Annotated in this window: 18 protein-coding genes, 2 rRNA genes and 2 pseudogenes (1 of these 22 cut by a window edge); 7 read left to right on the forward strand and 15 right to left on the reverse strand. The window is 53.3% G+C overall.

Translation table 11 applies throughout. The features are described 5' to 3' along the window. Positions 1 to 900, reverse strand: a complete 900-nt coding sequence (locus DQM29_RS13115) for a LysR family transcriptional regulator (protein WP_111741107.1) — start codon at positions 898 to 900, stop codon at positions 1 to 3. A 106-nt stretch (positions 901 to 1006) separates the two neighbouring features. Here DQM29_RS13115 and DQM29_RS13120 point away from each other — a divergent pair, with 106 nt between their 5' ends. The 4 genes from DQM29_RS13120 to DQM29_RS13135 all read left to right on the forward strand — a co-directional run bounded on the left by DQM29_RS13120 (position 1007) and on the right by DQM29_RS13135 (position 4374). Continuing rightward, positions 1007 to 2008, forward strand: a complete 1002-nt coding sequence (locus DQM29_RS13120; RefSeq protein WP_111741108.1) for a zinc-binding alcohol dehydrogenase family protein — start codon at positions 1007 to 1009, stop codon at positions 2006 to 2008. Positions 2009 to 2139: 131 nt separating this feature from the next. Then, entirely contained in the window at positions 2140 to 3429 is a 1290-nt protein-coding gene (locus DQM29_RS13125; RefSeq protein ID WP_111741109.1) for an FAD-dependent oxidoreductase, read from the forward strand. Positions 3430 to 3529: 100 nt separating this feature from the next. Then, on the forward strand, positions 3530 to 3700 hold the full coding sequence (locus DQM29_RS13130; protein ID WP_197708828.1) for a ferredoxin family protein: 171 nt from the start codon (positions 3530 to 3532) through the stop codon (positions 3698 to 3700). A 107-nt stretch (positions 3701 to 3807) separates the two neighbouring features. Then, positions 3808 to 4374 (forward strand): glycerol-3-phosphate responsive antiterminator, encoded by a 567-nt coding sequence (locus DQM29_RS13135; protein ID WP_111741110.1) that lies wholly within the window; start codon positions 3808 to 3810, stop codon positions 4372 to 4374. Here DQM29_RS13135 and DQM29_RS13140 read toward each other — a convergent pair. The 7 genes from DQM29_RS13140 to DQM29_RS13170 all read right to left on the reverse strand — a co-directional run bounded on the left by DQM29_RS13140 (position 4371) and on the right by DQM29_RS13170 (position 10660). Continuing rightward, on the reverse strand, positions 4371 to 5126 hold the full coding sequence (locus DQM29_RS13140) for a phosphatase (RefSeq protein ID WP_197708829.1): 756 nt from the start codon (positions 5124 to 5126) through the stop codon (positions 4371 to 4373). The genes DQM29_RS13135 and DQM29_RS13140 overlap by 4 nt on opposite strands. After that, a complete protein-coding gene (locus DQM29_RS13145) occupies positions 5099 to 6064 on the reverse strand; it encodes an electron transfer flavoprotein subunit alpha/FixB family protein (protein ID WP_111741112.1) in 966 nt (321 codons plus the stop codon). Before DQM29_RS13145 ends, DQM29_RS13140 begins: the two co-directional genes overlap by 28 nt. Then, positions 6064 to 6360 (reverse strand): hypothetical protein, encoded by a 297-nt coding sequence (locus DQM29_RS13150; protein WP_111741113.1) that lies wholly within the window; start codon positions 6358 to 6360, stop codon positions 6064 to 6066. The genes DQM29_RS13145 and DQM29_RS13150 overlap by 1 nt, the downstream gene beginning before the upstream one ends. Continuing rightward, on the reverse strand, positions 6345 to 6905 hold the full coding sequence (locus DQM29_RS13155; protein ID WP_111741114.1) for an adenine nucleotide alpha hydrolase family protein: 561 nt from the start codon (positions 6903 to 6905) through the stop codon (positions 6345 to 6347). The genes DQM29_RS13150 and DQM29_RS13155 overlap by 16 nt, the downstream gene beginning before the upstream one ends. Further along, a complete protein-coding gene (locus DQM29_RS13160) occupies positions 6906 to 8255 on the reverse strand; it encodes an MFS transporter (protein ID WP_415270869.1) in 1350 nt (449 codons plus the stop codon). 95 nt (positions 8256 to 8350) lie between these two features. Then, a complete protein-coding gene (locus tag DQM29_RS13165; RefSeq protein WP_111741115.1) occupies positions 8351 to 9802 on the reverse strand; it encodes an FAD-binding oxidoreductase in 1452 nt (483 codons plus the stop codon). A gap of 72 nt (positions 9803 to 9874) precedes the next feature. After that, positions 9875 to 10660 carry an SDR family oxidoreductase gene (locus DQM29_RS13170; protein WP_111741116.1) on the reverse strand — a complete coding sequence of 262 codons (786 nt, stop codon included), beginning with the start codon at positions 10658 to 10660 and terminating at the stop codon, positions 9875 to 9877. 436 nt (positions 10661 to 11096) lie between these two features. On the opposite strand from DQM29_RS13170, the pseudogene DQM29_RS13175 reads away from it, so the two are divergent. Together DQM29_RS13175 and DQM29_RS13180 are read left to right on the forward strand one after the other, a co-directional pair. After that, positions 11097 to 12385, forward strand: a pseudogene (locus DQM29_RS13175) (MFS transporter). 29 nt (positions 12386 to 12414) lie between these two features. Beyond that, the gene (locus DQM29_RS13180; protein ID WP_111741117.1) at positions 12415 to 13863 is read left to right on the forward strand and encodes an FGGY-family carbohydrate kinase; all 1449 of its coding nucleotides are present in this window, start codon (positions 12415 to 12417) and stop codon (positions 13861 to 13863) included. 57 nt (positions 13864 to 13920) lie between these two features. Here DQM29_RS13180 and radA read toward each other — a convergent pair whose 3' ends face one another. Then, positions 13921 to 15300, reverse strand: coding sequence for a DNA repair protein RadA (gene radA, locus DQM29_RS13185; RefSeq protein ID WP_111741118.1), 1380 nt, complete (start codon positions 15298 to 15300; stop codon positions 13921 to 13923). A 50-nt stretch (positions 15301 to 15350) separates the two neighbouring features. Then, positions 15351 to 16327 (reverse strand): annotated as a pseudogene (serB, locus tag DQM29_RS13190) (phosphoserine phosphatase). 128 nt (positions 16328 to 16455) lie between these two features. Between serB and DQM29_RS13195 the strand changes: the two are divergent. Then, a complete protein-coding gene (locus DQM29_RS13195) occupies positions 16456 to 17151 on the forward strand; it encodes a YtjB family periplasmic protein (RefSeq protein ID WP_111741119.1) in 696 nt (231 codons plus the stop codon). Here the strand turns inward: DQM29_RS13195 and DQM29_RS13200 are convergent. The 5 genes from DQM29_RS13200 to DQM29_RS13220 all read right to left on the reverse strand — a co-directional run. Then, the gene (locus DQM29_RS13200) at positions 17142 to 17927 is read right to left on the reverse strand and encodes a TatD family hydrolase (RefSeq protein WP_111741120.1); all 786 of its coding nucleotides are present in this window, start codon (positions 17925 to 17927) and stop codon (positions 17142 to 17144) included. The two genes, DQM29_RS13195 and DQM29_RS13200, sit on opposite strands and share 10 nt — an antisense overlap. 144 nt (positions 17928 to 18071) lie before the next feature. Continuing rightward, on the reverse strand, positions 18072 to 18263 hold the full coding sequence (locus DQM29_RS13205; protein ID WP_332102946.1) for a CsbD family protein: 192 nt from the start codon (positions 18261 to 18263) through the stop codon (positions 18072 to 18074). Between the two features lie 57 nt (positions 18264 to 18320). Further along, positions 18321 to 18968 carry a molecular chaperone OsmY gene (gene osmY / locus DQM29_RS13210; protein ID WP_111741121.1) on the reverse strand — a complete coding sequence of 216 codons (648 nt, stop codon included), beginning with the start codon at positions 18966 to 18968 and terminating at the stop codon, positions 18321 to 18323. A gap of 754 nt (positions 18969 to 19722) precedes the next feature. Beyond that, a 5S ribosomal RNA gene (gene rrf, locus DQM29_RS13215) occupies positions 19723 to 19838 on the reverse strand. Between the two features lie 121 nt (positions 19839 to 19959). Further along, a 23S ribosomal RNA gene (locus DQM29_RS13220) occupies positions 19960 to 22949 on the reverse strand; it runs 8 nt beyond the window's last position.

Consider the following 22949-nt stretch of genomic DNA (forward strand, 5'->3'; position numbering starts at 1 on the left):
TCACCGCTTTGTTGAATGCGCCGCCACCAAAGGATGCCGCATGACTGTCTCAATCAGGCGCTCCTGAGCAGAGGTGTTGAGCTTGCGTTCCGGGTATACCAAATACAGCTCGTTACTTTCTGCCTGCCAGTCTTCCAGTACGGGAACCAGCAGCCCCTGCTCTATTCCGTCTGTCGCCAGAAACGCGGGCAGAAGGGCAATACCGCCGCCGGAAATCGCACACTGCCGGGCATACAGCAGATTGTCGGTAATATGGCGAGAAGAGGCTGACCAGTGAAAAACAGACTTCCCCTTTCGCAACGTACACTCCGACCACGCGCGGTGGGTAATACACGAGTAGCTAGCCAGCTGCGACGGATGGATAATCTCGTCCCTCTGTGACAGGTAGCCTTCAGAAGCCACCAGCCGTCTAGGATAGTGGCCTAAAAAACGCCCTATCAGGCTAGAATCACGCGGCTTTCCGGTGCGAATACCAATATCAAACCCCGCGGCGACCAGATCGGTAACGGTGTCGGAAACGTAAACCTCAATAGAGACTTCCGGATACTGTTCCTGAAAATCCGTCACGATAGGCGCCAGCAGTGTCACCGCCAGCCCCGCAGGCGCAGTGATCCGAAGCCTACCGCTGACAGAAGCCTTCAGCTCCTCCAAGGATCGCTCTGCCCGCTCTGCCGCCTGCAGCATTTCCCGGCAGTGAATCAAATAACGTTCTCCGGCAAAGGTCAGGCTCAGTTGACGAGTGGTTCTCATCAACAGGCGCAGCCCTAGCTGCTGCTCCAAGTGGCTAATGCGCTGGCTTACGCTGGACTTGGGTAACCCCACACGCTTGGCCGCTACGGTAAAGCTACCCGCCTCAACCACAACGGTAAACAGCGCCATATCCTGTAGTTGTTTAAACATAATTGTTCTCTATCTACGAACAGTCTGTTTTAAAAAATCCATCTTATCACGCCCTCCCCCGGCGGATAGACTGAAAAACATTGTTATTACATCAAGGAATTATGCCATGACCTCATTTGCCATTGCTGTCGATCCCCAACATCCACAGCAGTTTATCCGTCTAAGCCAGCCTGAACTCTCTCCTGGCCCTCAGGATCTGTTAGTTGAAATCAAAGCCATCGCCATGAACCCGGTTGATACTAAAGTTCGTGCCGGCCTGATAAAGAACGGTCTAGCGCAACCGCGCGTACTCGGCTGGGACGCTGCCGGTACAGTCGTTGCCGTAGGCGCACAGGTTCAAGGCTTCTCTATTGGTGATGAAGTTTGGTACGCAGGTGATATCACGAAACCCGGCTGTAATGCGACTCATCAGCTTATTGATGCTCGTCTGGTTTCTCGTAAGCCAGCCTCTCTTGGCTGGGCAGAGTCCGCAGCCATTCCGCTGACGGCCCTTACCGCTTGGGAAGGCCTGTTTGAACATCTGAAAATTCAGGACGCCGGGGAAGACAAAACCCTATTGATTATCGGCGGTGCGGGAGGCGTCGGCTCGCTGGCTATTCCGCTGGCGGCCCTTAAAAGCAAAGTGCGCATCGTAGCGACCGCTTCACGCCCTGAATCTGCTCAGTGGTGTATGGATCGCGGCGCTTCGCTGACAGTTGACTATCGCGATTTGAAACAGAACCTGCTTAGCCACGGCATCAAGCAGGTGGACTATATTTTCTGCTTAAACGATACCGATGCCTATTGGGACGTCATCAGCGACGTTATTGCCCCCTTCGGCCACATCTGCTCTATCGTAGAAAGCCACGCCCCGCTGGAACAGTCTCTGATTCGATCAAAGGGCGTCGCCCTGCACTGGGAGCTGATGTTTACCCGCAGTATGTATCAGACACCGGACATGGCGGAACAAGGGCGCATATTACAACGTGTTGCAGCCCTGATTGATGAAGGCAAATTAAAAGGAAGCCTGAGCACAACGCTTCACGGGCTAAGTGTCGAAAACGTGGAGCTGGCGCACCAAAAGCAGAGTGAAGGAAAGAGCATCGGCAAGACCGTTATACTGTATTAATCCCTCCCTAATCTCTCAGGCTGATAAAAGCCTGAGAGATACTGAACGTTTCGAAAAACGTTATACTCGATACAATATCAATAAAACCAATGATATACTGTAAAAAATTTGCGGTATAGGCGCATTGATAGATGCATGAGAACGAGTTTGACGTCATTGTCATCGGCGGAGGCATCGCAGGCAGTAGCTGCGCCTTGCAGCTTGCCCGCGCGGGAATAAGCGTTCTGCTGCTGGAAAGGGGCGCCGTCGCCGGTTCCAAGAACCTCAGCGGCGGCAGGCTTTATGCCTACAGCCTGGCGTCGCTTATTCCCGACTTTGCCCAAAGCGCGCCGCTGGAGCGGCAAATCACCCGCGAAAAGCTCTCGATGCTGACGCAGGACAGCGCGGTTACCCTTGACTATCAGCATCCTCCCTTTGCTGCTGACGCCACCTCCTACAGCGTGCTGAGGGCTCGATTCGACCCTTGGCTAATGGCGCAGGCAGAGCAGGCCGGCGCCCAGTGCCTGACCGGCGTTCAGGTAGACGGACTCATCGTTGAACAGGGTGTCGTTAAGGGTGTCACGATTGGGGAAGACCGCCTGTACGCAAGCGCAGTGGTTCTGGCCGAGGGCGCCAATACGCTCTTGGGCGAGCGGCACGGCTTAATCAGCAAGCCAGCGCCCGACACGATGGCTATCGGCGTCAAGCAGACGCTGGCTCTTCCCTCTGACGAAATCGAAGCGCGCTTTGCCCTGAGGCAGGGAGAAGGAGCGGCCTGGATGCTGGCGGGCGCTGCGACAAAGGGGCAGCCGGGCGGCGGCTTTCTGTACACAAATAGAGATACCCTCTCCTTCGGCGTTGTCTGTCCGCTCGCGCAATTTGACGGAGACAATGAGGGCCCGCTGGCGCTTTTAGAAAACCTGAAGGCGCATCCTTCGCTAAACCCGCTGCTGAAGGGCGCTGAAGTCGTTGAGTACGGCGCAAGACTCATCCCGGAAGGCGGTTTAAACAGTCTGCCCGCGCTGTCTGGCGCAGGCTACGTCGTCGTCGGCGACGCGGCGAGGCTGTGCCTAAACTGCGGGCATACCGTGCGGGGAATGGATCTGGCCATACTCTCTGCACAGGCCGCCGCTCAAACGCTTATTGACGCCCGCCATCGGAGCGATTTCAGCACCGCTTCCCTAGGAAAATATCAGGAAAATCTGGAAACTGTCGGGCTCTGGGCTCTGCTTAAACGCTATCAGAGACTGCCGGACATGCTGTTAGAAACGCCCCGCCTGTTTACTCAGTACCCTAAGGCCTGCGCCGATCTTATGCGCGACCTGTACGAAATCAGTAGTCGGCCGGGCCTGCCGCTGCGCTCCACCCTGTGGAAGCACGCTCGTCGTATAGGGCTGATGAATCTGATAAAAGACCTGATCCGCGGAGGGCGCTGCCTGTGAAAGTACAAGACCTGCTGACAAAGAACCGATACGACGTTAACGCCGGTCACCCCCATATCATCCCGCTGACCATCCGGATCGCCACGCGGCAGCAGTGCTAGTGTCTGTCTGCCCCGCTAGGCTTTATCAGCAATCAGAGGACGGCAGCCTGAGCGTCGACTTTCACGGCTGCCTAGAGTGCGGTGCCTGCCGCCTGCTGTGCGACAAAGAAACGCTGGCACAGTGGGGCTATCCCGAAGCGGGATACGGCATTACGATGCGGTTTGGTTAAATATTTTTGAAGCGCCTCCAAAACTGAAAACGGCATTCGTGATATAGTATTACCCTTTGTTTTACCACACAAAATAGAAAAGTATTAAACCTCCCGGAGTATTTACAGTGTCCATACTGTCGTTGTTAAATCAGCATCCTATTATCGCCGCCGTTAAAGATACCGAAAGCCTGAATACCGCCCTACAGTCAGAGTGTAAGATTATTTCCGTTCTGTACGGCAATATCTGCAATATCGGCACCATCGTTCAGAAAATAAAAAAGGCGGGCAAGTTTGCCTTCATTCACGTCGATCTGCTGGACGGCACGTCAAATCAAGAAATCGTCATTAACTTTCTCAAGCTGGTGACTGACGCTGACGGCATTATCAGTACCAAAGCATCGATGATTAAAGCGGCTAAAGCGCAGGGATTTTACGGCATTCACCGGCTGTTCTTACTCGACTCCATCTCTTTTCACAGCATCGACAAACAGGTTGCCCAGTCCAAACCGGACTGTATCGAAATCCTGCCCGGCTGTATGCCTAAGGTGTTGGGGTGGGTTGCCGAAAGCGTTAATCTTCCGATTATCGCCGGCGGGCTGGTTTGCGATCGCGAAGATGCCACCAATGCCCTGAACGCGGGAGCCGTCGCCGTTTCTACAACCAACACCGGCGTTTGGCAGCTTAAGCTTTAAACAGAAATGCCGATATGGGCGAGGCGCGACAGGTCAAGATTGACTATCTGCGCCTCAGGAAAACCAACCTCTTCCAGCAGAATTTCCGCCTCGCCAAACTCGCCGACGTCGTAAAAAACGTGGCTATCGCTGCCGACAATCACCCAGGTTCCGTAGCGCACGCACTGTTTCAGCATCTCCACCGCCAGCGCTTTTGGCCTTTCCCTTCCCGAGTTTTGCCGCAAAGATGCGTTATTAAGCTCCAGCGCCACGCCGCTTTCGGCCGCTGCCTTTGCCACAGAGGCGAAGTCTACCGGATACACGCCGTCGTTTGGGTGACCGATGATTTTTACCATCGGATGCTTCATGGCGCCACAAAGCGCCCGCGTGTTCTCCGCTTCACTTCCCGGCGTCAGGTTTTGCTGGTGAAGGCTTGCGATCGCATAGTCCAAGCGTCGCAGTTCATTGCCTTCAACGTCGATGTTACCGTCAAAATCAATAATGTTGGCTTCAACGCCTTTGAGCAGCCGAATGCCCAATACGTAAGGCGTCAAAACCTTAAAGTTTCGCAAGTAGTAGGGTATTGGCTGGGCGGGCGGAACGCTGGCGTGATCGGAAATACCCATCGCTAACAGGCCGCGCAGCCTAGCCTGCTCGAGGTTTTCCTTTAGCGTACTGTAGGCGTGCCCGCTGGCGACGGTATGGGTATGTAAATCCATGATAAATCGCATAGCCGTCTCGCCCTTTACGCTGCCGATTCGTTTTGTACGCACTCAACCAGCGCTTCAAGCACCGGGAGCATGTCATCGACAATCCCAACGTCGGCCTGAGAAAAGATAGCCGCCTGTGGATCGCTATTGATGGCGACAATAAATCTGGCGTGGCGAATGCCGACGGAAAACGCGGGCGCCCCCGAAACGCCAGCGGCTAGGCAAAGATCGGGAGCGGTCAACGCGCCGGACATGCCAAGCAGCTGAGACATGCCGCACCAGGCGTTCATCACAACCGGGCGGCTTGCGCCGAACGCCATGCCCATCGCATCGGCAGCCTCTGCCGCCCGCTGCGCACCCGCCGCGCTGCCGACGCCCTGCCCTACGGCGAGAAGCATGGAGGCCTGTTCCAACGAAGACGCCTCTTCCGCTCGCTGACTTTCAGTGCCTTTTAGCCAACTAGGCAGCGTTTCTATCGCCAGATGAAACGCTTGAACGCTGTCGCTACGCAGGGCTGGCTCTGCCGCCTTTACGCCCTCTCGGGATACAGACAGGCAGTACGGCCTGCGCGCCAATGCCAGCGTCGCCAACATGTGGTTTCCATACGTTGACTTTTGAACGCAAAGCTCCCCACTATCCTCTTCTGCGCGCTGAACCCCAGCGGCAGAAACGCCGCCCGTGCGGCAGGCCAGCCTGACGGCCAGCTCGGCTCCCCAGGTAAGCCCGGGAAACAGAACAAGCTCAGGGTTTTCCAACTGACAGTGGGCTAGCAGCGGCAGAATCATCGTCTCCGTCGGCGCATTTTCGGGCGTCTGGATCCAACACACGCCGGAAAAAGACGCGCTCAGCACCGGCAGTTTTTCTGGAATAGACGCGTGATAAAACAGGCACAGGCGCACCTCTACAGCTCCTATATTGCTGCGCTGTAAAAATCCGTCAAGCTCACAGGCCTGCTGCATAAAAGTGGGCGAAGCGGCGTCCATAACCAGTGAAATTTTCATCAGCCCATCCTCTCTTTCAGGTAGTTCTGATACAGCGCGGAGGCCTTTTCCCGAGGCGTCGCGCCCTCAATAATTAATCCCGCCCGCCGACTTAGCTGGCGATTCAGCGCAGTAAGCTGTACGCCATCCTCACGCAGCGTATCTTCTACGCCAAGCGTCTGCGGCGTTAAATGAACGATCGGCATCTTGCCTGCCGCCAGCTTTTGCTTAAGCGTCGGTACCCTCAGCGCGCTGGCGACGGACGAATTCCCCACTGCCAGCACCGCAGGCAGGCTCAGCGTTAAAGTTTGCTCCACGCCTCGGCCCGTCGAATAACGACTATCTCATTCACTTCCCCGCTGGCCTCTGGCCGAAGGGAGACGTCGCTGACCTGCGTCACACAGGGCCAGCCGAGCGCTTCGGCAAGACACAGAGCTGTTTGAAAATCAACGCCGTCGCCGCTCTCCATACCCATAACGATCAGGCGCTGCGGGCTATGCCCATGCCAAGCGGCCACCATCTTTGCCGCTGCCTGAGGATTAAATCGCAGGTCGATCCCCTCAGGCAAAGCGTCGATTCTGACCATTTCCCCAAAGCCCAGCGCGCCGAGATTCTTAAGATGGCGATCCGCCCGACCGTCGTCTATCGTCAATGCGCAGAGCGCCAGCTCGACGTTCTGCACCTCAGCGCTATCTCTTAACCTCAGCATCAGCTCCGCTGCACTTTCATCAAAGCAGTTGAGCATGCTTGGCACATACTGGGTATCGATTCGAAGCCGGGCGTCCGGCTGCCAGTCCTTTTCGGCCAGCGCAGCTAAATCGGCAGACGCCCGAAATCCCAGCGTAACGTTTAGCGATTTCATTTACCTCATCTCCTGCCCTAAATCGTTTTTCACCGTGGAGGCGCCCACCAGCGTTAAGTCTTTCGTTTCTGGTGCCCACAGGAAGGAGACCACCAGCCCAACGAGCAGCACGGCGACTAAAATAAGCATCGTTCCCTGAATGCCGAAAGACAGCGTGGACAGCGGCAATAGCCCAGTAGCAATCGCCGATCCAAACCGGCTCATGGACGTGGCGAAACCAACGCCGAGTGAGCGAATGTCGGTAGGGAAGCTTTCGGCGGGAAAGACGCCGACCAGATTGCTGACGGCGGAGATAGTCAGCGTAAAAATGGCAAACAGCACCAGCAGGCTGCCCGCCTGCGCAGATGGGATAAACGCCAATCCGGTCAGGCTTATCGCCAGCACCAAAAACGAGGAAAGCAGAAAGCTGCGGCGGGAGCAGCACAGAGTCAGCCAAATGCCTATCAGGGCTCCAATCATCAACAGCCCGTTGAGCAGCAGATCGGTGCTGAAATTCTCCTCGAGGCCGATGGCCGCCAGCACCGACGGCAAATAGGTGTAAATGGCAAAATAGGGAATGACCAGGCAGACGAAAAAAATGCTGTTAAACGCCGTTCTGCGCCAGTAGCGTTCAGAAAACAGCGTTTTAATATGATGGGACGTTTCAACGGGAATTTCGTCGTTAAGTACGACATGAGGGCCGAAGGCTCGCCTGACCACGTCGTGAGCCTCTTCGATACGCCCTTTTCGCATCAGCCATCGCGGGGACTCCGGCGTCCCTCGGCGCAGAAGCATAATCAGCAGCGCAGGTGCTGAAACTGAAGCCAGCAGCCAGCGCCACGCCTCGCCGTCAGCATTGACGAGCCAATGTCCCATAAAGCTGGCCGACACGTAGCCCAGAGTCCAAACCACGCTGAATGAGCCTAAAAGCAGACCACGGTGTTTTCTAGGCGAAAACTCGGCCAGCAGCGTGTGGCCAACGGAATAGTCGCCGCCGAGGCCAATGCCCACCAGCACGCGCAGGAAAAACAGCTGCTCCGGCGTATTGGCAAAAAACTGTAAAAACGAGGCCAGAAAAATGATAACAAAGCTGAAGTTGAAAATTCTCTGACGACCAATATAGTCAGACACCCACCCTAAAAGCAGGCTGCCCAGAAACAGGCCAAACAGAGCCGAACTGCCGATCATACCTTCCCAAAAGGGCGTTAGCCCCATCAGAGGCTTAATTTGCGTCAGCGCAAAGCCAATAACGCCAAGCGCGTAGCCATCCGTCAGGTGTGCGCCAAACGTCAGGCCGGCAATCTTGATGTGAAAGCGGTTTAGCGGGATATCGTCCATCCGTACTTGCTGAGTGCGCTGTGTAGTCAACATCGTGGATTCCTCATTCAGCAATAACGACATACTGACGTCCAAAAAATGAATAAAAGCCCGCGTTCTGCTTTTGGCAGAACGCGGGAAGCGCATCATTATTCAATAGGGTAAATCGTGCCAGCGTTCATGATCCCTTTCGGGTCATAAACCTGCTTAAGCGCCTTAAGGATGTAGTAGGCAGAGCCGTGCTCATCCTTGGTCCAGTGCACGCGGTGTTTGCCGATGCCGTGATGGTGAACCATTGAGCCGCCCTGTTTGATCGTCTCTTCGACGATGATCTTGTTGAGCGGATTATGGTACTTGTCTATCTCCTCTTCTGGCTTACAGTCCACGACGTTGTAGTCGTAGACAAAGTACATGTTGGTGCCGTTGATATAGCTGTGGGAAGAGTGTCCGCCCAGCATAGTGATATCGTCCGCGTGCGGGAATTCAGTGCGAATACGGTGGATCACGTTCTCATAAATCTTATTGATAACGCTCCAGTCGCCAGAAACCTCCGTGGTAAAGCCCATGTTATGGGTTTTGGCGATCTGGACTCTCTCAGCCGCCACTTTTTCCGGCCCCCAGTTCAGGTTGTTAAACCAGTTTTCAATAAGCTTACTGTCGACTTTTTTGCACTCGGGGTACTTAGCGACAATCTCTTCGATGCCCTTTCCCGTCGCCTCAGCGATCCCTTTTGCCCCTTCTGCCATAAAGATCAGCACGCACTTACCGTCGGCAAAATGGGTAAAGTGCTGCGTGCCGTCCTCCGCGTCGTACAGGCGCGCGATGGACGGACGATAGCCTTCAACCATGACGTCGCGAAGGATGTTAAAGCCTGTCTTCATGTTGTCCAAAACGTAGCCGTAGAACAGGTTATTCTCCGGCATAAACTTGAAGATTTTCACCGTCACTTCAGTAATGAAGCACAGCGCGCCTTCGTTTCCGATAATCACGTGGCGAATATCTGGGCCAGCCGCGCGGCGCGGTACGTTTTTAATGCGGGTGATTTCACCGTTAGGGAATACGGCTTCCAGCCCTACTACCATGTCTTCAATCGCGCCGTAAAGCGTTGAGAACTGGCCGATGCTGCGGGTTGCCACTAGGCCGCCCATCTGCGCCAAAGGCTTAGACTGCGGCGAATGGCCAGTGGTATAGCCCTGCGCCCGGAGCTGGTTTTCCAACACTTCCAGCGCCACGCCGCACTGCGCTGTCGCCTGCATATTCTCAGGATCGATGCTGAGCACCTTGTTAATGCCGGAACCGTCCAGCACGACGGAATTTTCCACGACGGTTTCCAGTCCGCCTTCCGTCGCCGAAGCGCCGGTACGCGGCACGCAGTTAATGCCGTGCTGATTACAGAACGCTAGCACGTCAGCGACCTGTTGAGTGTCCGCCAGCTTGACGACCGCCGCCGGCAGAGGCAGCGTGAAAACGCCGTGGATATCCGCATATTTCCTGAAGCGGTCAACGCTGTTTTTCTGCAGCACTTTTTCATCCGTGATCACGCGTTCCGCACCCACGATCTCTTTCAACTTCTCAACAATCACTTCTCTTTTTAACGACATAACGATTCCTTACGACTATTGATACAGGCAGTACGTCTTTTTTTCATACCGCTGCGTTAAAGAACAAATCGGTTAGCGCACCAGATAGCCACCGTCGACGACCAGCAGATGGCCGTTTACGTAGTCGGAGGCCCGGCTTGCAAGATAAACGGCGGCGCCCATCAGATCCTGGGTTTCACCCCAGCGGTTAGCGGGAATGTGGTCGAGCACGCGCTTGTTGGTTTCAGGGTTTTTACGCGTCTGCGTCGTGATTTCGGTCGCATAGTAGCCGGGCGCAATGCCGTTGACCTGAATGTTGTACTGGCCCAGTTCGTCGCAGTAGGCTTTAGTAAAGCCCGCCAGCGCGTGCTTGGTGGCAGAGTAGGCTGGTGACCACTGTCCGCCCAGATAGGAAAACAGCGAGCAGATGTTGATGATCTTGCCGCTGCGCTGCGGGATCATCACTTTCGCCGCTTCATAGCTCAGCTCAAAGGCAGCGGTCAGGTTGATGTCGATCATCGGATCCCAGTCTTCCCGCCCGAAGTCCAACACCTTGTTGAGCTTACAGATGCCGGCGTTGTTGACCAGAATATCAACGGAACCCATCGTATCCAGGCACTGGCGAATAACTCTTGCCGGCGCGCCCTTTTCGGTGATGTCTACCTGCATGAATTCCACTTTCACGCCCTGCTTTTCAATCAGTTCACGCGTTGCTTCGTTATCCGCGATAAAGCTTGGAATAAACAGGTTTGCGCCCGCTTTTGCCAGCGCTGTCGCAAACGCCTGACCCAGTCCGCTGTTGCCGCCGGTCACGATCGCCGTTTTTCCTTTTAGTGAAAAAAAGTCTAATGAAAACTCGTCTAACGCACTCAATGACATGATCTAACTCCTTTGAATTCCTGACAAAAAGGCAAAAAAAAAGAGAAAAGTAAGCTTCCCGCCGGAGGGCAGGAAGTTACTTTTCTCATGATCTCTAGTAACTATTAAAATTAGTAACACATCCGTCGTCTTGTATTCCGTGATATCTCTCACAGAATCTGCTTTGACGTTTTTTTTACCTATTATTAACGTCCCCGAGCGGCAAGTATTCTATGCACATTTAAATATTTATTTAAATATCAAATAAATAAAATTAATTCTCATTTTATCAAATAGGATTTGTGATAATTCTCACGGAAAATGTTAACAGCGGCATGCTATTAATAAATGAGTTACTAGAGATGATGAGAAAAGTAACTTCCTGCCCTCCGGCGGGAAGCTTACTTTTCTCTTTTTTTTTGCCCAAAAATCAACAAACAACGACAGGGACCACCACATGCACAGTCACCCTATGCGCCGTTGGATCACGCTCGCCATCATCAGCATCAGCGGAGGGGTCAGCTTCGATCTGGCCTACCTGAGATATATCTATCAGATCCCCATGGCTAAATTTATGGGTTTTAGCAATACCGAAATCGGCCTCATCATGAGCACCTTCGGCATTGCGGCTATCGTTCTTTACGCGCCCAGCGGCGTTATTGCCGACAAACTTTCCCACAGAAAAACCATGACGTTCGCTATGATTGCCACCGGGCTACTGGGGCTTTTGATGTCCGTCTATCCACCCTTTTGGGTCATGATCTTTATTCAGGTCGCCTTCGCCATCACGACCATCCTGCTGCTGTGGTCCGTTTCCATCAAGGCCGCCTCGCTTCTGGGCAACCATGAAGAACAGGGAAAGATCATGGGTTGGATGGAGGGGCTGCGCGGCGTCGGCGTTATGCTGTTAGCGGTGTTTACCATGTGGATCTTCTCTCTCTTCATGCCGGAGGATCCCAACAGCCTGAAGACTGTGATTTTAATTTACAGCGGCGTTTACATTTTCCTCGGCGTACTCTGCTGGTTCTTCGTTAGCGACGGCTATACTTCCCGTGAAGAAAGCGGTGCGTCAAAAGAAAAAACGGCTTCAAGCTCAGCGATATCCTCTCAGTGCTGAAAATCAGCACGACCTGGTATTGCAGTATGATCATCTTTGGCGTCTATACCATCTACGCCATCCTTAGCTACTCGACCAACTATCTGACTGAAATGTACGGCATGACGCTGGTCGCAGCCAGCTATATGGGCATCGTCATCAACAAGATCTTTCGCGCCATGTGCGGCCCTATCGGCGGCCTTATCACAACCTATAGCCGCTTTAAATCTCCGACTCGCGTTATTCAGTTTCTCGCCGTCATCAGCGTGGTTACGCTGGGCGTTCTGCTGGTGACAAACCGTAATCCGGGCTCTGTCGCGGTGGGAATCGGTCTTATTCTGCTTATGGCCTTTGCCTGCTATGCGTCGCGCGGACTCTACTTCGCCTGCATCGGCGAGGCACGCACGCCGCAGTACATTATGGGAACCACTGTCGGCATCTGTTCGGTTATCGGCTTTCTGCCCGACGTTTTCGTCTATCCCGTCGTCGGCTACTGGCAAGACACCCTGCCGCCCGCTGAGGTCTACAACAACATGTGGCTCATGGGGCTGAGCGCCTCCTGCCTGGTCATTCTGTTTACCTTTTTGCTCTTTAACAATATGAAACGCGCACAGCAGCGCCAGCCGGCTACGCAGCAGGCAACGGAATAGCCGCGCGACTGAAACAACGAGGATTAGCTATGAGTAACAAATACCTGATGGGGGTAGACGTTGGCACCCAGAGCGCCAAAGTCGTCATTTTCGACCTTAGCGGAAAAATAGTCTGCGAAGGCAAACAGGCGCTGCGCAAGATGGATATTCCCGCGCCGCTGCTGGCGGAGCACCCGGATGACGACCTGTGGGACTCGCTTAAAGTGGCCTTTCGGCGAGCAATGGCCGACTTCACCCAGTTAGGCGGACGAGGGGAAGACATTCTGGCGATGGGCGTCTGCATTATCCGCTGCTGTCGCGTGCTGTTGAAAAAGAACGGCGAGCTGGCCTACCCGGTTATCAACTGGATGGACAAGCGGCTAAACCGACCGTATGAATACATCGACGCCTATAAGGACGTACACTACGTCACCACTACCTCCGGCTATATCACTCACCGTCTGACCGGTGAGTTTAAAGATACCTGCGCCAACTACATTGGCTGGTGGCCGATGGACAACGATACGCTGGACTGGAGCAAAGACCCTGAAGCGTGGAAAAGCTGCAACCTGACGCGCGATCGCGTTTTCGACGTCGTCAAGCCGGGTGAGATACTGGGTCACCTTAGCGAAATCGCGGCAAAAGAAGTCGGCCTACCTTCAGGCATTCCGGTGGTCGCCACGGCGCACGACAAGGCCGTAGAGGCTCTGGGCGCCGGTTCACTGGACGAAGGCGTCGCGCTGATCTCTCTCGGCACCTATATCGGTGCCATGGTGCACGGCCAGGCGAACCTTAAGGATGCGAAAAACTTTTGGCCCTTCCAGGCGTCGATTCCAGGGCGCTATCTGTATGAGTGCATGGGCGTACGGCGCGGCATGTGGACCATCAGCTGGTTCCGCGATCAGTTTGGCGCCGCCGCGCTGGCTGAGGCGGAAGAGAAAGGCCACAGCATTGAGGAATTGCTCAATCAGGAGGCATCGCGGGTTCCTGCGGGAAGCGAAGGCCTGATTACCATTCACGACTGGGCGCCGCCGTCAGAAGCCGAATTTCGCAAGGGCGCGATGATAGGCTTTGACGGCCGCCACACCCGCGCCCACATGTACCGCTCTGTGCTGGAAGGCATCGCCTTTACGATGAAAAATCATATGGACAAGATGGCCGACGAGCTAAAAGTCCCGTTCCGCCACCTGATTATTTCAGGCGGAGGAGCCAACAGCGATCTGTTTATGCAAATCTTTGCTGACGTGTTTGGTGTCCCGACCAGCCGTAACGCCATGAAAGGGTCGGCCGCCGTTGGCTGTGCGATTAACGCCGGTATGGCCGTTGGCGCATTCAACGACTACGAGCAGGCAACGGCTCAGATGGTTCAAACAGGGGACAGCTTCACGCCGAAGATGGACAATCACCGGTTCTATAACGCGCTTAATGAGGACATCTATAAGCAGGTTAACCAGTATCTGGACCCGCTGCTTCAGCGCCTAAGCCCGTTAGTAGACTAACGGGAAATGATAAAACCCGCGCAGGCACTCTGCCCGCGCGGGTTTTCAATTTTTTGCTTACAAATCCTCTAAAACGGATAGCGCATCAGAAAGCTTCTTCACGCCGAAAACCTGCATATTGGGGATCGGCTTCTTTGGCGCGTTAGCAAACGGCACGATGGCTCGCTTAAAGCCGTGCTTGGCGGCCTCAATAATTCTCTCCTGCCCGCTGGGTACCGGGCGGATCTCACCCGCCAGCCCCACCTCACCGAACACCACCAAATCTTCCGGCAGTGGGCGATCGCGAAGGCTGGACACCAAAGACAGCTGCAGCGCCAGATCGGCACTGGTTTCTGTCACTTTCACGCCGCCAACCACGTTAACAAATACGTCCTGATCGGCCATCTGTAGGCCGCCATGGCGATGCAGCACAGCTAAAAGCAGTGCCAGCCTGTTCTGTTCAAGGCCTACCGCCACCCGCCGAGGATTTGACAGCATAGAGTGATCGACCAGCGCCTGAATCTCAACCAGCAGAGGGCGGGAACCTTCCCACAGCACCATCACTGAGCTGCCGGAGGTCACTTCCTCACCTCGGCTCAGGAAGATAGCCGACGGATTGTTAATCTCTTTAAGCCCCTGCTCTGTCATGGCAAAAACGCCAAGCTCGTTTACCGCACCAAAGCGGTTTTTATGGCTGCGCAGCGTTCTAAAGCGAGAGTCTGCATCACCGTCAAGCAGTACGGAACAGTCGATACAGTGCTCCAACACCTTCGGCCCGGCCAGCGAGCCGTCTTTGGTCACGTGGCCGACCATAATGATGGCTACGCCCTTGGTTTTAGCAAAGCGCGTCAAATAGGCCGCCGTTTCCCGCACCTGCGCAACGCTGCCGGGGGAAGACTGCACGTCAGCCATATGCATGACCTGTATGGAATCGATAACCATCAGCTTGGGCTGTTCCTGCTCGGCAATCAGGCAAATCTGCTCAATGCTGGTTTCCGACAGCATTTGAAGGTGTTCAGTGGGGAGCCCCAGACGATGCGCTCTCATCGCAACCTGCTGCAGAGACTCTTCGCCGGTTACGTACAGGGTTTTCATCTGCCCGGCTAGCTTGCACATGGTTTGCAGCAGCAGTGTACTCTTCCCTGCGCCCGGGTTACCGCCGATAAGAATGGCACTGCCCGGTACGACACCGCCGCCAAGCACGCGATCGAACTCTTTAAATCCCGTGGAAAAGCGAGGAAGCGCCTCTAGACTAATCTCCGACAGCTTCTGCACTCTTGAAACGCCAGCGTCTCCTGCATAGCCGGAAAAACGATCCTGACGGTTGGAGGACGCTGCCGCCAGACGGATTTCTGTAATGCTGTTCCACGCCTGACAGGCGCTACACTGCCCTTGCCAGCGCGGATAGTCCGCTCCGCATTCGTTACATACGAACGCGCGTTTAACAGGCTTTGCCATGACGACTCCTCATTAACTCAACGCTACTCGACCGTACGGGGTGCCTAAATCTATTTGCCCTCGTGATTCAGGCTGGACGATAGAATGCACAGTACCCCAAGCAGGTTCGCAACGCGGATCGCCACTTTGGACTTAGAATACACTTTAGGCTTGGCGTGGTAGGCAATGCCTAAACCCGCCACCTTGATCATTTTTAGATCGTTTGCACCATCGCCAATAGCCACCGTTTGACTCATAGGAATAGACAACTCTTCTGCCAACTGCTGGAGCTTTTGTGCTTTAAATTTGGCATCGACAATCGGCCCAACGACCTTGCCCGTTAGCTTACCCTGCTTAATGCCCAGCTGGTTAGCCGAGACGGAAATCAGGTTAAGGCGGTCACGCAGGTAGTCAGCAAAATAGGTAAATCCCCCGAGACGATAGCAACCCGCCATCCCGCTTCGTGCAGTCGCTCAACCAGCGTTGTGAGCCCAGGCATGAGCGGCAGACGCTGCCGAACGGATTCGAGAATGGAGGCATCTGCATCCTTAAGCGTGGCAACCCGCTGGCGCAGGCTGGCGGCAAAGTCCAATTCACCACGCATTGCGCGTTCAGTCACCTCTGCAACCTGTTCACCTACTCCGGCCAGACGCGCTATTTCATCAATACATTCAATTTCAATCGCCGTAGAGTCCATATCCATGACCAGAAGCCCGGGAGAACGCAGAGAGGGTAAACTTCCCATTTGGGCGACGTCTAGTCGATGCTCTTCCGCCATTTTCTTGGCCTTGGCAGAAAGCACTCCCGCTAGGCGCACAACCTGATATTCTTCAACAGTCCAAGCGGATACGACAACCAACGGCTCATTTAGCCGACGCTGAAACTCAGACAGACGCTGTTTATTTAGCCCCTCTCCATACAGCAGCCAACCGGTGTGCCCAGCCCAATAATCGAGGGGCATCACCTCATCGCCGCTCAGGGACAGCGGTAGCCCAGGCCAGCAGTCGATCTCTGCGGGCAGATCGCTATAGGTCAGACTAATTGGCATACAACAACTCCTTCAAAATACGAGGCGAAACGACAAAATAACTTTCAGCCGACAAACAGCGCTCAAACCTATCCTAACTGATAGAGTTCTGGCAACATAAAACATTCTTCAGCATACGAGATAGCGACATGACAAGGCGGCTCAACCTAAAGTTTCAACTGCACCGAATCGCTATCGTTCTGTTTTGCCTACTTCTGCTGGGCGTGCTGATGCAGGGAATCACCTATTTCAGCCTAAACGGTCAGGCGACACAAGCAAAACAGGCCAGAGATCTGGCCCGAACCCTTGCTAAACAGATGACATTTGCTCTGGCTCCCATGATGGATGAGCCAACAGAGGAGAGCGATGAGCCACAGATCCGCGCTATCTTGCAGCACGTCGTTGAAAATAGTCGCGTCCTCGACGCGTCCGTGTATCGTGCCAGCGGGGCACTTATCGCGCAGGAAGGCGAACCGGCCAGCGTTCGCGAACGGCTGACGATTGATAAAAAAGGCACGGATATTTCACAGAACCAGCAAATTGTCGAAATGATTGAAGGCCAGGATGGCCTGCTAGGCTTCGTTCGTCTAACGCTGGATACCCGAGTTTCTGAAGCTGAAACAGCCGAACTCAACAGCACCTCTAATATGCTGAGATTAATGCTAGTACTGGCCGCTGCAGTTGGCTTTATACTGGCCAGAGCGATTCTGACTCGTCGGGCTGAAAGCGGAAAAGCATCACTAACGGCAGTAGATCACCCGCATGCGGACATCTACAGCGAAAAAACCGACAGAGCAGCAGTGCAGAAAAAGAAACGCCTCCATAAAAAGAAGCCCTATCGCTGAGCAGGCCAGAACAGAGCCATCGTATTCAAATAAATCTGCTCGGCAATACGCTGGGGCGGCTCTTCCCTAAGCTGACAGAGCGCAGTGAATATATGGGCAATTCGCTCAGGCCTATTAGGCTGCCCCTGAAATCCCGCCAGCGGCATATCTGGCGCATCGGTCTCAAGCAGAAGAGACTCTAGCGGAAGTGCCGCTATCGCTCTACGAGTCTTTTGCGCTCTGTCATAAGTAATCACTCCGCCAACGCCGATAAAATAGCCTAACTGAGTGAACGCCAGCGCCTGAGACAGGCTGCCGGAAAAGCCATGCACAACGCCTGTCCTGCTTTGCTTTACCTGCCGAAGTAGCTTAGCCAGCCGGTCGTGAGTCCTTCGAGAGTGCAGTATGGCTGGGAGATCAAAACGCTTGGCCAGCTTTAGCTGCTCCAAAAACAGCGTCTCTTGGCGAGCGATCTGAGGCTCTTCCATATACTCATCCAAACCAATTTCCCCCACAGCAACGATTCGCCTATCTGCCCTAGACAACCGAACCTCAAGCTCTGCAACATCATCATCACTATGCTGATTAATATAGAGAGGGTGTAAACCCAACGCCCCGTATATATATGGAAAACGGGCTGACAGCTGCGTAACTGCGTTAAACCGATCTCGGGTCACCGTTGGCACGATCAGACGCTCAACGCCGCTGTTTTGAGCCAACCGCAGGCTTTCCTCTTCATGGTCAAGGAACGGTGGAAAATCAAAGTGGCAATGGGTATCAATAAAAGAGGCTTTCACCTGCGCTCTCCTGAAAGTCAAAACGCCTTTTGTCGCTGACTATAGCAGAGAGTTGATTTCGGTGAAGGAATATGTAGCTAAGCAATGGCTAAGACAGTCCACGATCGCTCAAAGGCGACCGTGAAAAAGAAGAAATCTGTAGAGCTAGTGACTCACTTTAGTTTCCAGCTCCTGACGCTCCTGCTCTTTCCCGTAGTCTTCTTGCAGTATGCCTGAAAGCCAGTCGCTGTTTCCGGCGAAGAACTCATCCTCCATCCCAGCAAACTCGGCCCACCACACTCTCACGCTGCCCTTCCACTGCTTTAACCTGCCCAGAATAATGTCGCTATTCATCATGATGGCCTCCTGAGTAAGTTGATTAAGGGTAAGGTGTCGCCTTACCCTGCTTTCGTATTAATGTTTAATCGAAATATCGTTTTTAACGCTCTTTACGCCTTTAACCTGTGCAGCAACGCGCTCCGCCTGATCTTTTTGATCCTGAGTTTTTACTGTGCCACTCAGGAGTACCGCACCTTCACTGGTTTGAACCTTAACGGTTCGAGAAGGAACGATACTGTCGGCAAGCAGCTTAGCTTTCACTTCGCTGGTAATTGCAGTATCGCTTACGTAGCCTTCAACAGAGCTTTCTTTACCCTGTTGTACCTGAAGTTTATTACTGACAGATTTCACACCTTCAACTTTCTTAGCGATATCCTCGGCCTGAGCTTTTTGTGCATCGCTACCGACAAAACCGTGCAGCGTCACAACGCCCGAACTGGTTTTGACAGAGATATCGGTAGACTGTATGGCTTTGTTATCCAGCAGGCCGCTTTTTACTTTCGCGGTAATAGTGCTGTCGTCCATAAAGCCATCGACTTTCTTCACTGATTTACCGATTTCAGTTCCTGCTTTATCTACTGAAGTTTCAATAGAGGAACCGAGATCTTTCACGACGCTTTCAGCCTTAGCGGCTGTAGTCTCTTCAGCAAATGCGGTGCTGCTACCCATTAAGGCCGTCAATAAAATGGCCGCTGTAGAATGAACAAAAAGATTCTTTTTCATTGATAACCACCTCTATAAGTAAAGCCTTCTGGCAATGTCTGGCTAATCGTCCTTGTGGAATATCGCAACTGTAGAAATCATCCTGCTATTCACAAAAAGCTTTGCAAGAAGCAGGCCAGTTTGAAAAACATTTATATTCAATTAGTTAATATTTTTACCCTACTTTACTGCCCAAATGTGTCGTTAAACAGAGACAATATAGATGTTCAATAGGAACAATTTGGCAACATAGGATAATAACTAATTGAATTAAATGATATTAAACTGTCACCGATTGACTACAGGCTTCCACGGACGGTCTAGGTTTAGTGTCAAAATACCTGAGCGATACTCCTTAACTATAGGATAAGCCCGGGTAAAGTGTTGTATAGATCACAAAAATTTTGTCACTAGCGTTATAGTTTTCTTGATAGTTATAAAAGAGTTTGTTGAGGTTTGGGAATATCTGACTCAGACATGCGGGGCAATTAGCAATGATCTACCGGACTGAATTTGGAAAGTAGAATGCTCCAAACACAAAAAGGCCACTCTCTCGAGTGGCCTTCTGTTTCTTCTTTAAATTAAAAGCCTGACAGTTGATGAACCTCTTCGCGGTTCACCCTTCGGGCCGTTGCGTTGCAACGCAGGGGGAAACCCCACACTACCCTCGGCGCTACAGCTTTTTATCACAACACTCCGCAATCGCCGTTATAAACCCCATAAACACAAAAAGGCCACTCTTCCGAGTGGCCTTCTGTTTCTTTCTAAATTAAGAGCCTGGCAGTTCCCTACTCTCGCATGGGGAAGCCCCACACTACCATCGGCGCTACGGCGTTTCACTTCTGAGTTCGGCATGGGGTCAGGTGGGACCACCGCGCTATCGCCGCCAGGCATATTCGTTACGCTCGCCGTTGTACTTATGTTTTACATATTCGCACAACCACGAACTTCAATCCTTCAACAAGCTCAATAATTCTCTTCGTCTCTCGTCTCAAAACGCCTTCGGCGTTGTAAGGTTAAGCCTCACGGTTCATTAGTACTGGTTAGCTCAATACATCGCTGCACTTACACATCCAGCCTATCTACGTCATGGTCTTTAACGTTCCTTTAGGGGACTTAAAATCCCAGGGAAGACTCATCTCGGGGCAAGTTTCGCGCTTAGATGCTTTCAGCGCTTATCTTTTCCGCACGTAGCTACCGGGCAATGCAATTGGCATCACAACCCGAACACCAGCGGTGCGTTCACTCCGGTCCTCTCGTACTAGGAGCAACCCCCCTCAATCTTCCAGCGCCCACGGCAGATAGGGACCGAACTGTCTCACGACGTTCTAAACCCAGCTCGCGTACCACTTTAAACGGCGAACAGCCGTACCCTTGGGACCTACTTCAGCCCCAGGATGTGATGAGCCGACATCGAGGTGCCAAACACCGCCGTCGATATGAACTCTTGGGCGGTATCAGCCTGTTATCCCCGGAGTACCTTTTATCCGTTGAGCGATGGCCCTTCCATACAGAACCACCGGATCACTAAGACCTACTTTCGTACCTGCTCGAGCCGTCACTCTCGCAGTCAAGCTGGCTTATGCCTTTGCACTAACCTCCTGATGTCCGACCAGGATTAGCCAACCTTCGTGCTCCTCCGTTACTCTTTGGGAGGAGACCGCCCCAGTCAAACTACCCACCAGACACTGTCCTCACCCCGGATAACGGGGCTAAGTTAGAACATCAAACATTAAAGGGTGGTATTTCAAGGTTGGCTCCACACGTACTGGCGTACATGCTTCAAAGCCTCCCACCTATCCTACACATCAAGGTTCAATGTTCCGTGTCAAGCTATAGTAAAGGTTCACGGGGTCTTTCCGTCTTGCCGCGGGTACACAGCATCTTCACTGCGAGTTCAATTTCACTGGGTCTCGGGTGGAGACAGCCTGGCCATCATTACGCCATTCGTGCAGGTCGGAACTTACCCGACAAGGAATTTCGCTACCTTAGGACCGTTATAGTTACGGCCGCCGTTTACTGGGGCTTCGATCAAGAGCTTCGCTTACGCTAACCCCATCAATTAACCTTCCAGCACCGGGCAGGCGTCACACCGTATACGTCCACTTTCGTGTTTGCACAGTGCTGTGTTTTTAATAAACAGTTGCAGCCAGCTGGTATCTTCGACTGGCTTCGGCTCCATGGGCAAGCCACTTCACCTACTGCCAGCGTGCCTTCTCCCGAAGTTACGGCACCATTTTGCCTAGTTCCTTCACCCGAGTTCTCCCAAGCGCCTGAGTATTCTCTACCTGACCACCTGTGTCGGTTTGGGGTACGATTTCGTGTTACCTGATGCTTAGAGGCTTTTCCTGGAAGCAGGGCATCAACCACTTCATCTCCGTAGAGACTCGTCATCACGCCTCAGTGTTAACAGCAGACCGGATTTACCAGGACTGCCCACCTACACGCTTAAACCGGGATAACCGTCACCCGGCCGGCCTAGCCTTCTTCGTCCCCCCTTCGCAGTAACACCAAGTACGGGAATATTAACCCGTTTCCCATCGACTACGCCTTTCGGCCTCGCCTTAGGGGTCGACTCACCCTGCCCCGATTAACGTTGGACAGGAACCCTTGGTCTTCCGGCGAGCGGGCTTTTCACCCGCTTTATCGTTACTTATGTCAGCATTCGCACTTCTGATACCTCCAGCAGACCTCACAGTCCACCTTCGCAGGCTTACAGAACGCTCCCCTACCCAACGAACGTATCCCTAAGCCAACTCGACTTTAATGGGCGCATTGACGTCGCTTCGCTCCGTCAATCGTTATCCACATCAGTGAAATTGTCTTGGGTGATACGTTCGCTGCCGCAGCTTCGGTGCATGGTTTAGCCCCGTTACATCTTCCGCGCAGGCCGACTCGACCAGTGAGCTATTACGCTTTCTTTAAATGATGGCTGCTTCTAAGCCAACATCCTGGCTGTCTGTGCCTTCCCACATCGTTTCCCACTTAACCATGACTTTGGGACCTTAGCTGGCGGTCTGGGTTGTTTCCCTCTTCACGACGGACGTTAGCACCCGCCGTGTGTCTCCCGTGATAACATTCTTCGGTATTCGCAGTTTGCATCGAGTTGGTAAGTCGGGATGACCCCCTAGTCGAAACAGTGCTCTACCCCCGAAGATGAGTTCACGAGGCGCTACCTAAATAGCTTTCGGGGAGAACCAGCTATCTCCCGGTTTGATTGGCCTTTCACCCCCAGCCACAAGTCATCCGCTAATTTTTCAACATTAGTCGGTTCGGTCCTCCAGTTAGTGTTACCCAACCTTCAACCTGCCCATGGCTAGATCACCGGGTTTCGGGTCTATACCCTGCAACTCATTCGCCCAGTTAAGACTCGGTTTCCCTGCGGCTCCCCTATACGGTTAACCTTGCTACAGAATATAAGTCGCTGACCCATTATACAAAAGGTACGCAGTCACCCCCCATAAAGAGAGGCTCCCACTGCTTGTACGTACACGGTTTCAGGTTCTATTTCACTCCCCTCGCCGGGGTTCTTTTCGCCTTTCCCTCACGGTACTGGTTCACTATCGGTCAGCCAGGAGTATTTAGCCTTGGAGGATGGTCCCCCCATATTCAGACAGGATAACACGTGTCCCGCCCTACTCATCGAACTCACACCAACTGCACTTTCATGTACGGGGCTATCACCCTGTTTCGCGCGACTTTCCAGACGCTTCCATTAATGCTGCTGATGATGTTGGTTCTGGGCTCTTCCCCGTTCGCTCGCCGCTACTGGGGGAATCTCGGTTGATTTCTTTTCCTCGGGGTACTGAGATGTTTCAGTTCCCCCGGTTCGCCTCATTAACCTATGGATTCAGTTAATGATAGTGCAACGGATTGCACTGGGTTTCCCCATTCGGGTATCGTCGGTTATTGCGGTTCATATCACCTTACCGACGCTTATCGCAGATTAGCACGCCCTTCATCGCCTCTGGCTGCCTAGGCATCCACCGTGTACGCTTAGTC

The sequence above is a fragment of the Leminorella richardii genome (genome assembly GCF_900478135.1).
Classification (GTDB): Bacteria; Pseudomonadota; Gammaproteobacteria; order Enterobacterales; family Enterobacteriaceae; genus Leminorella; species Leminorella richardii.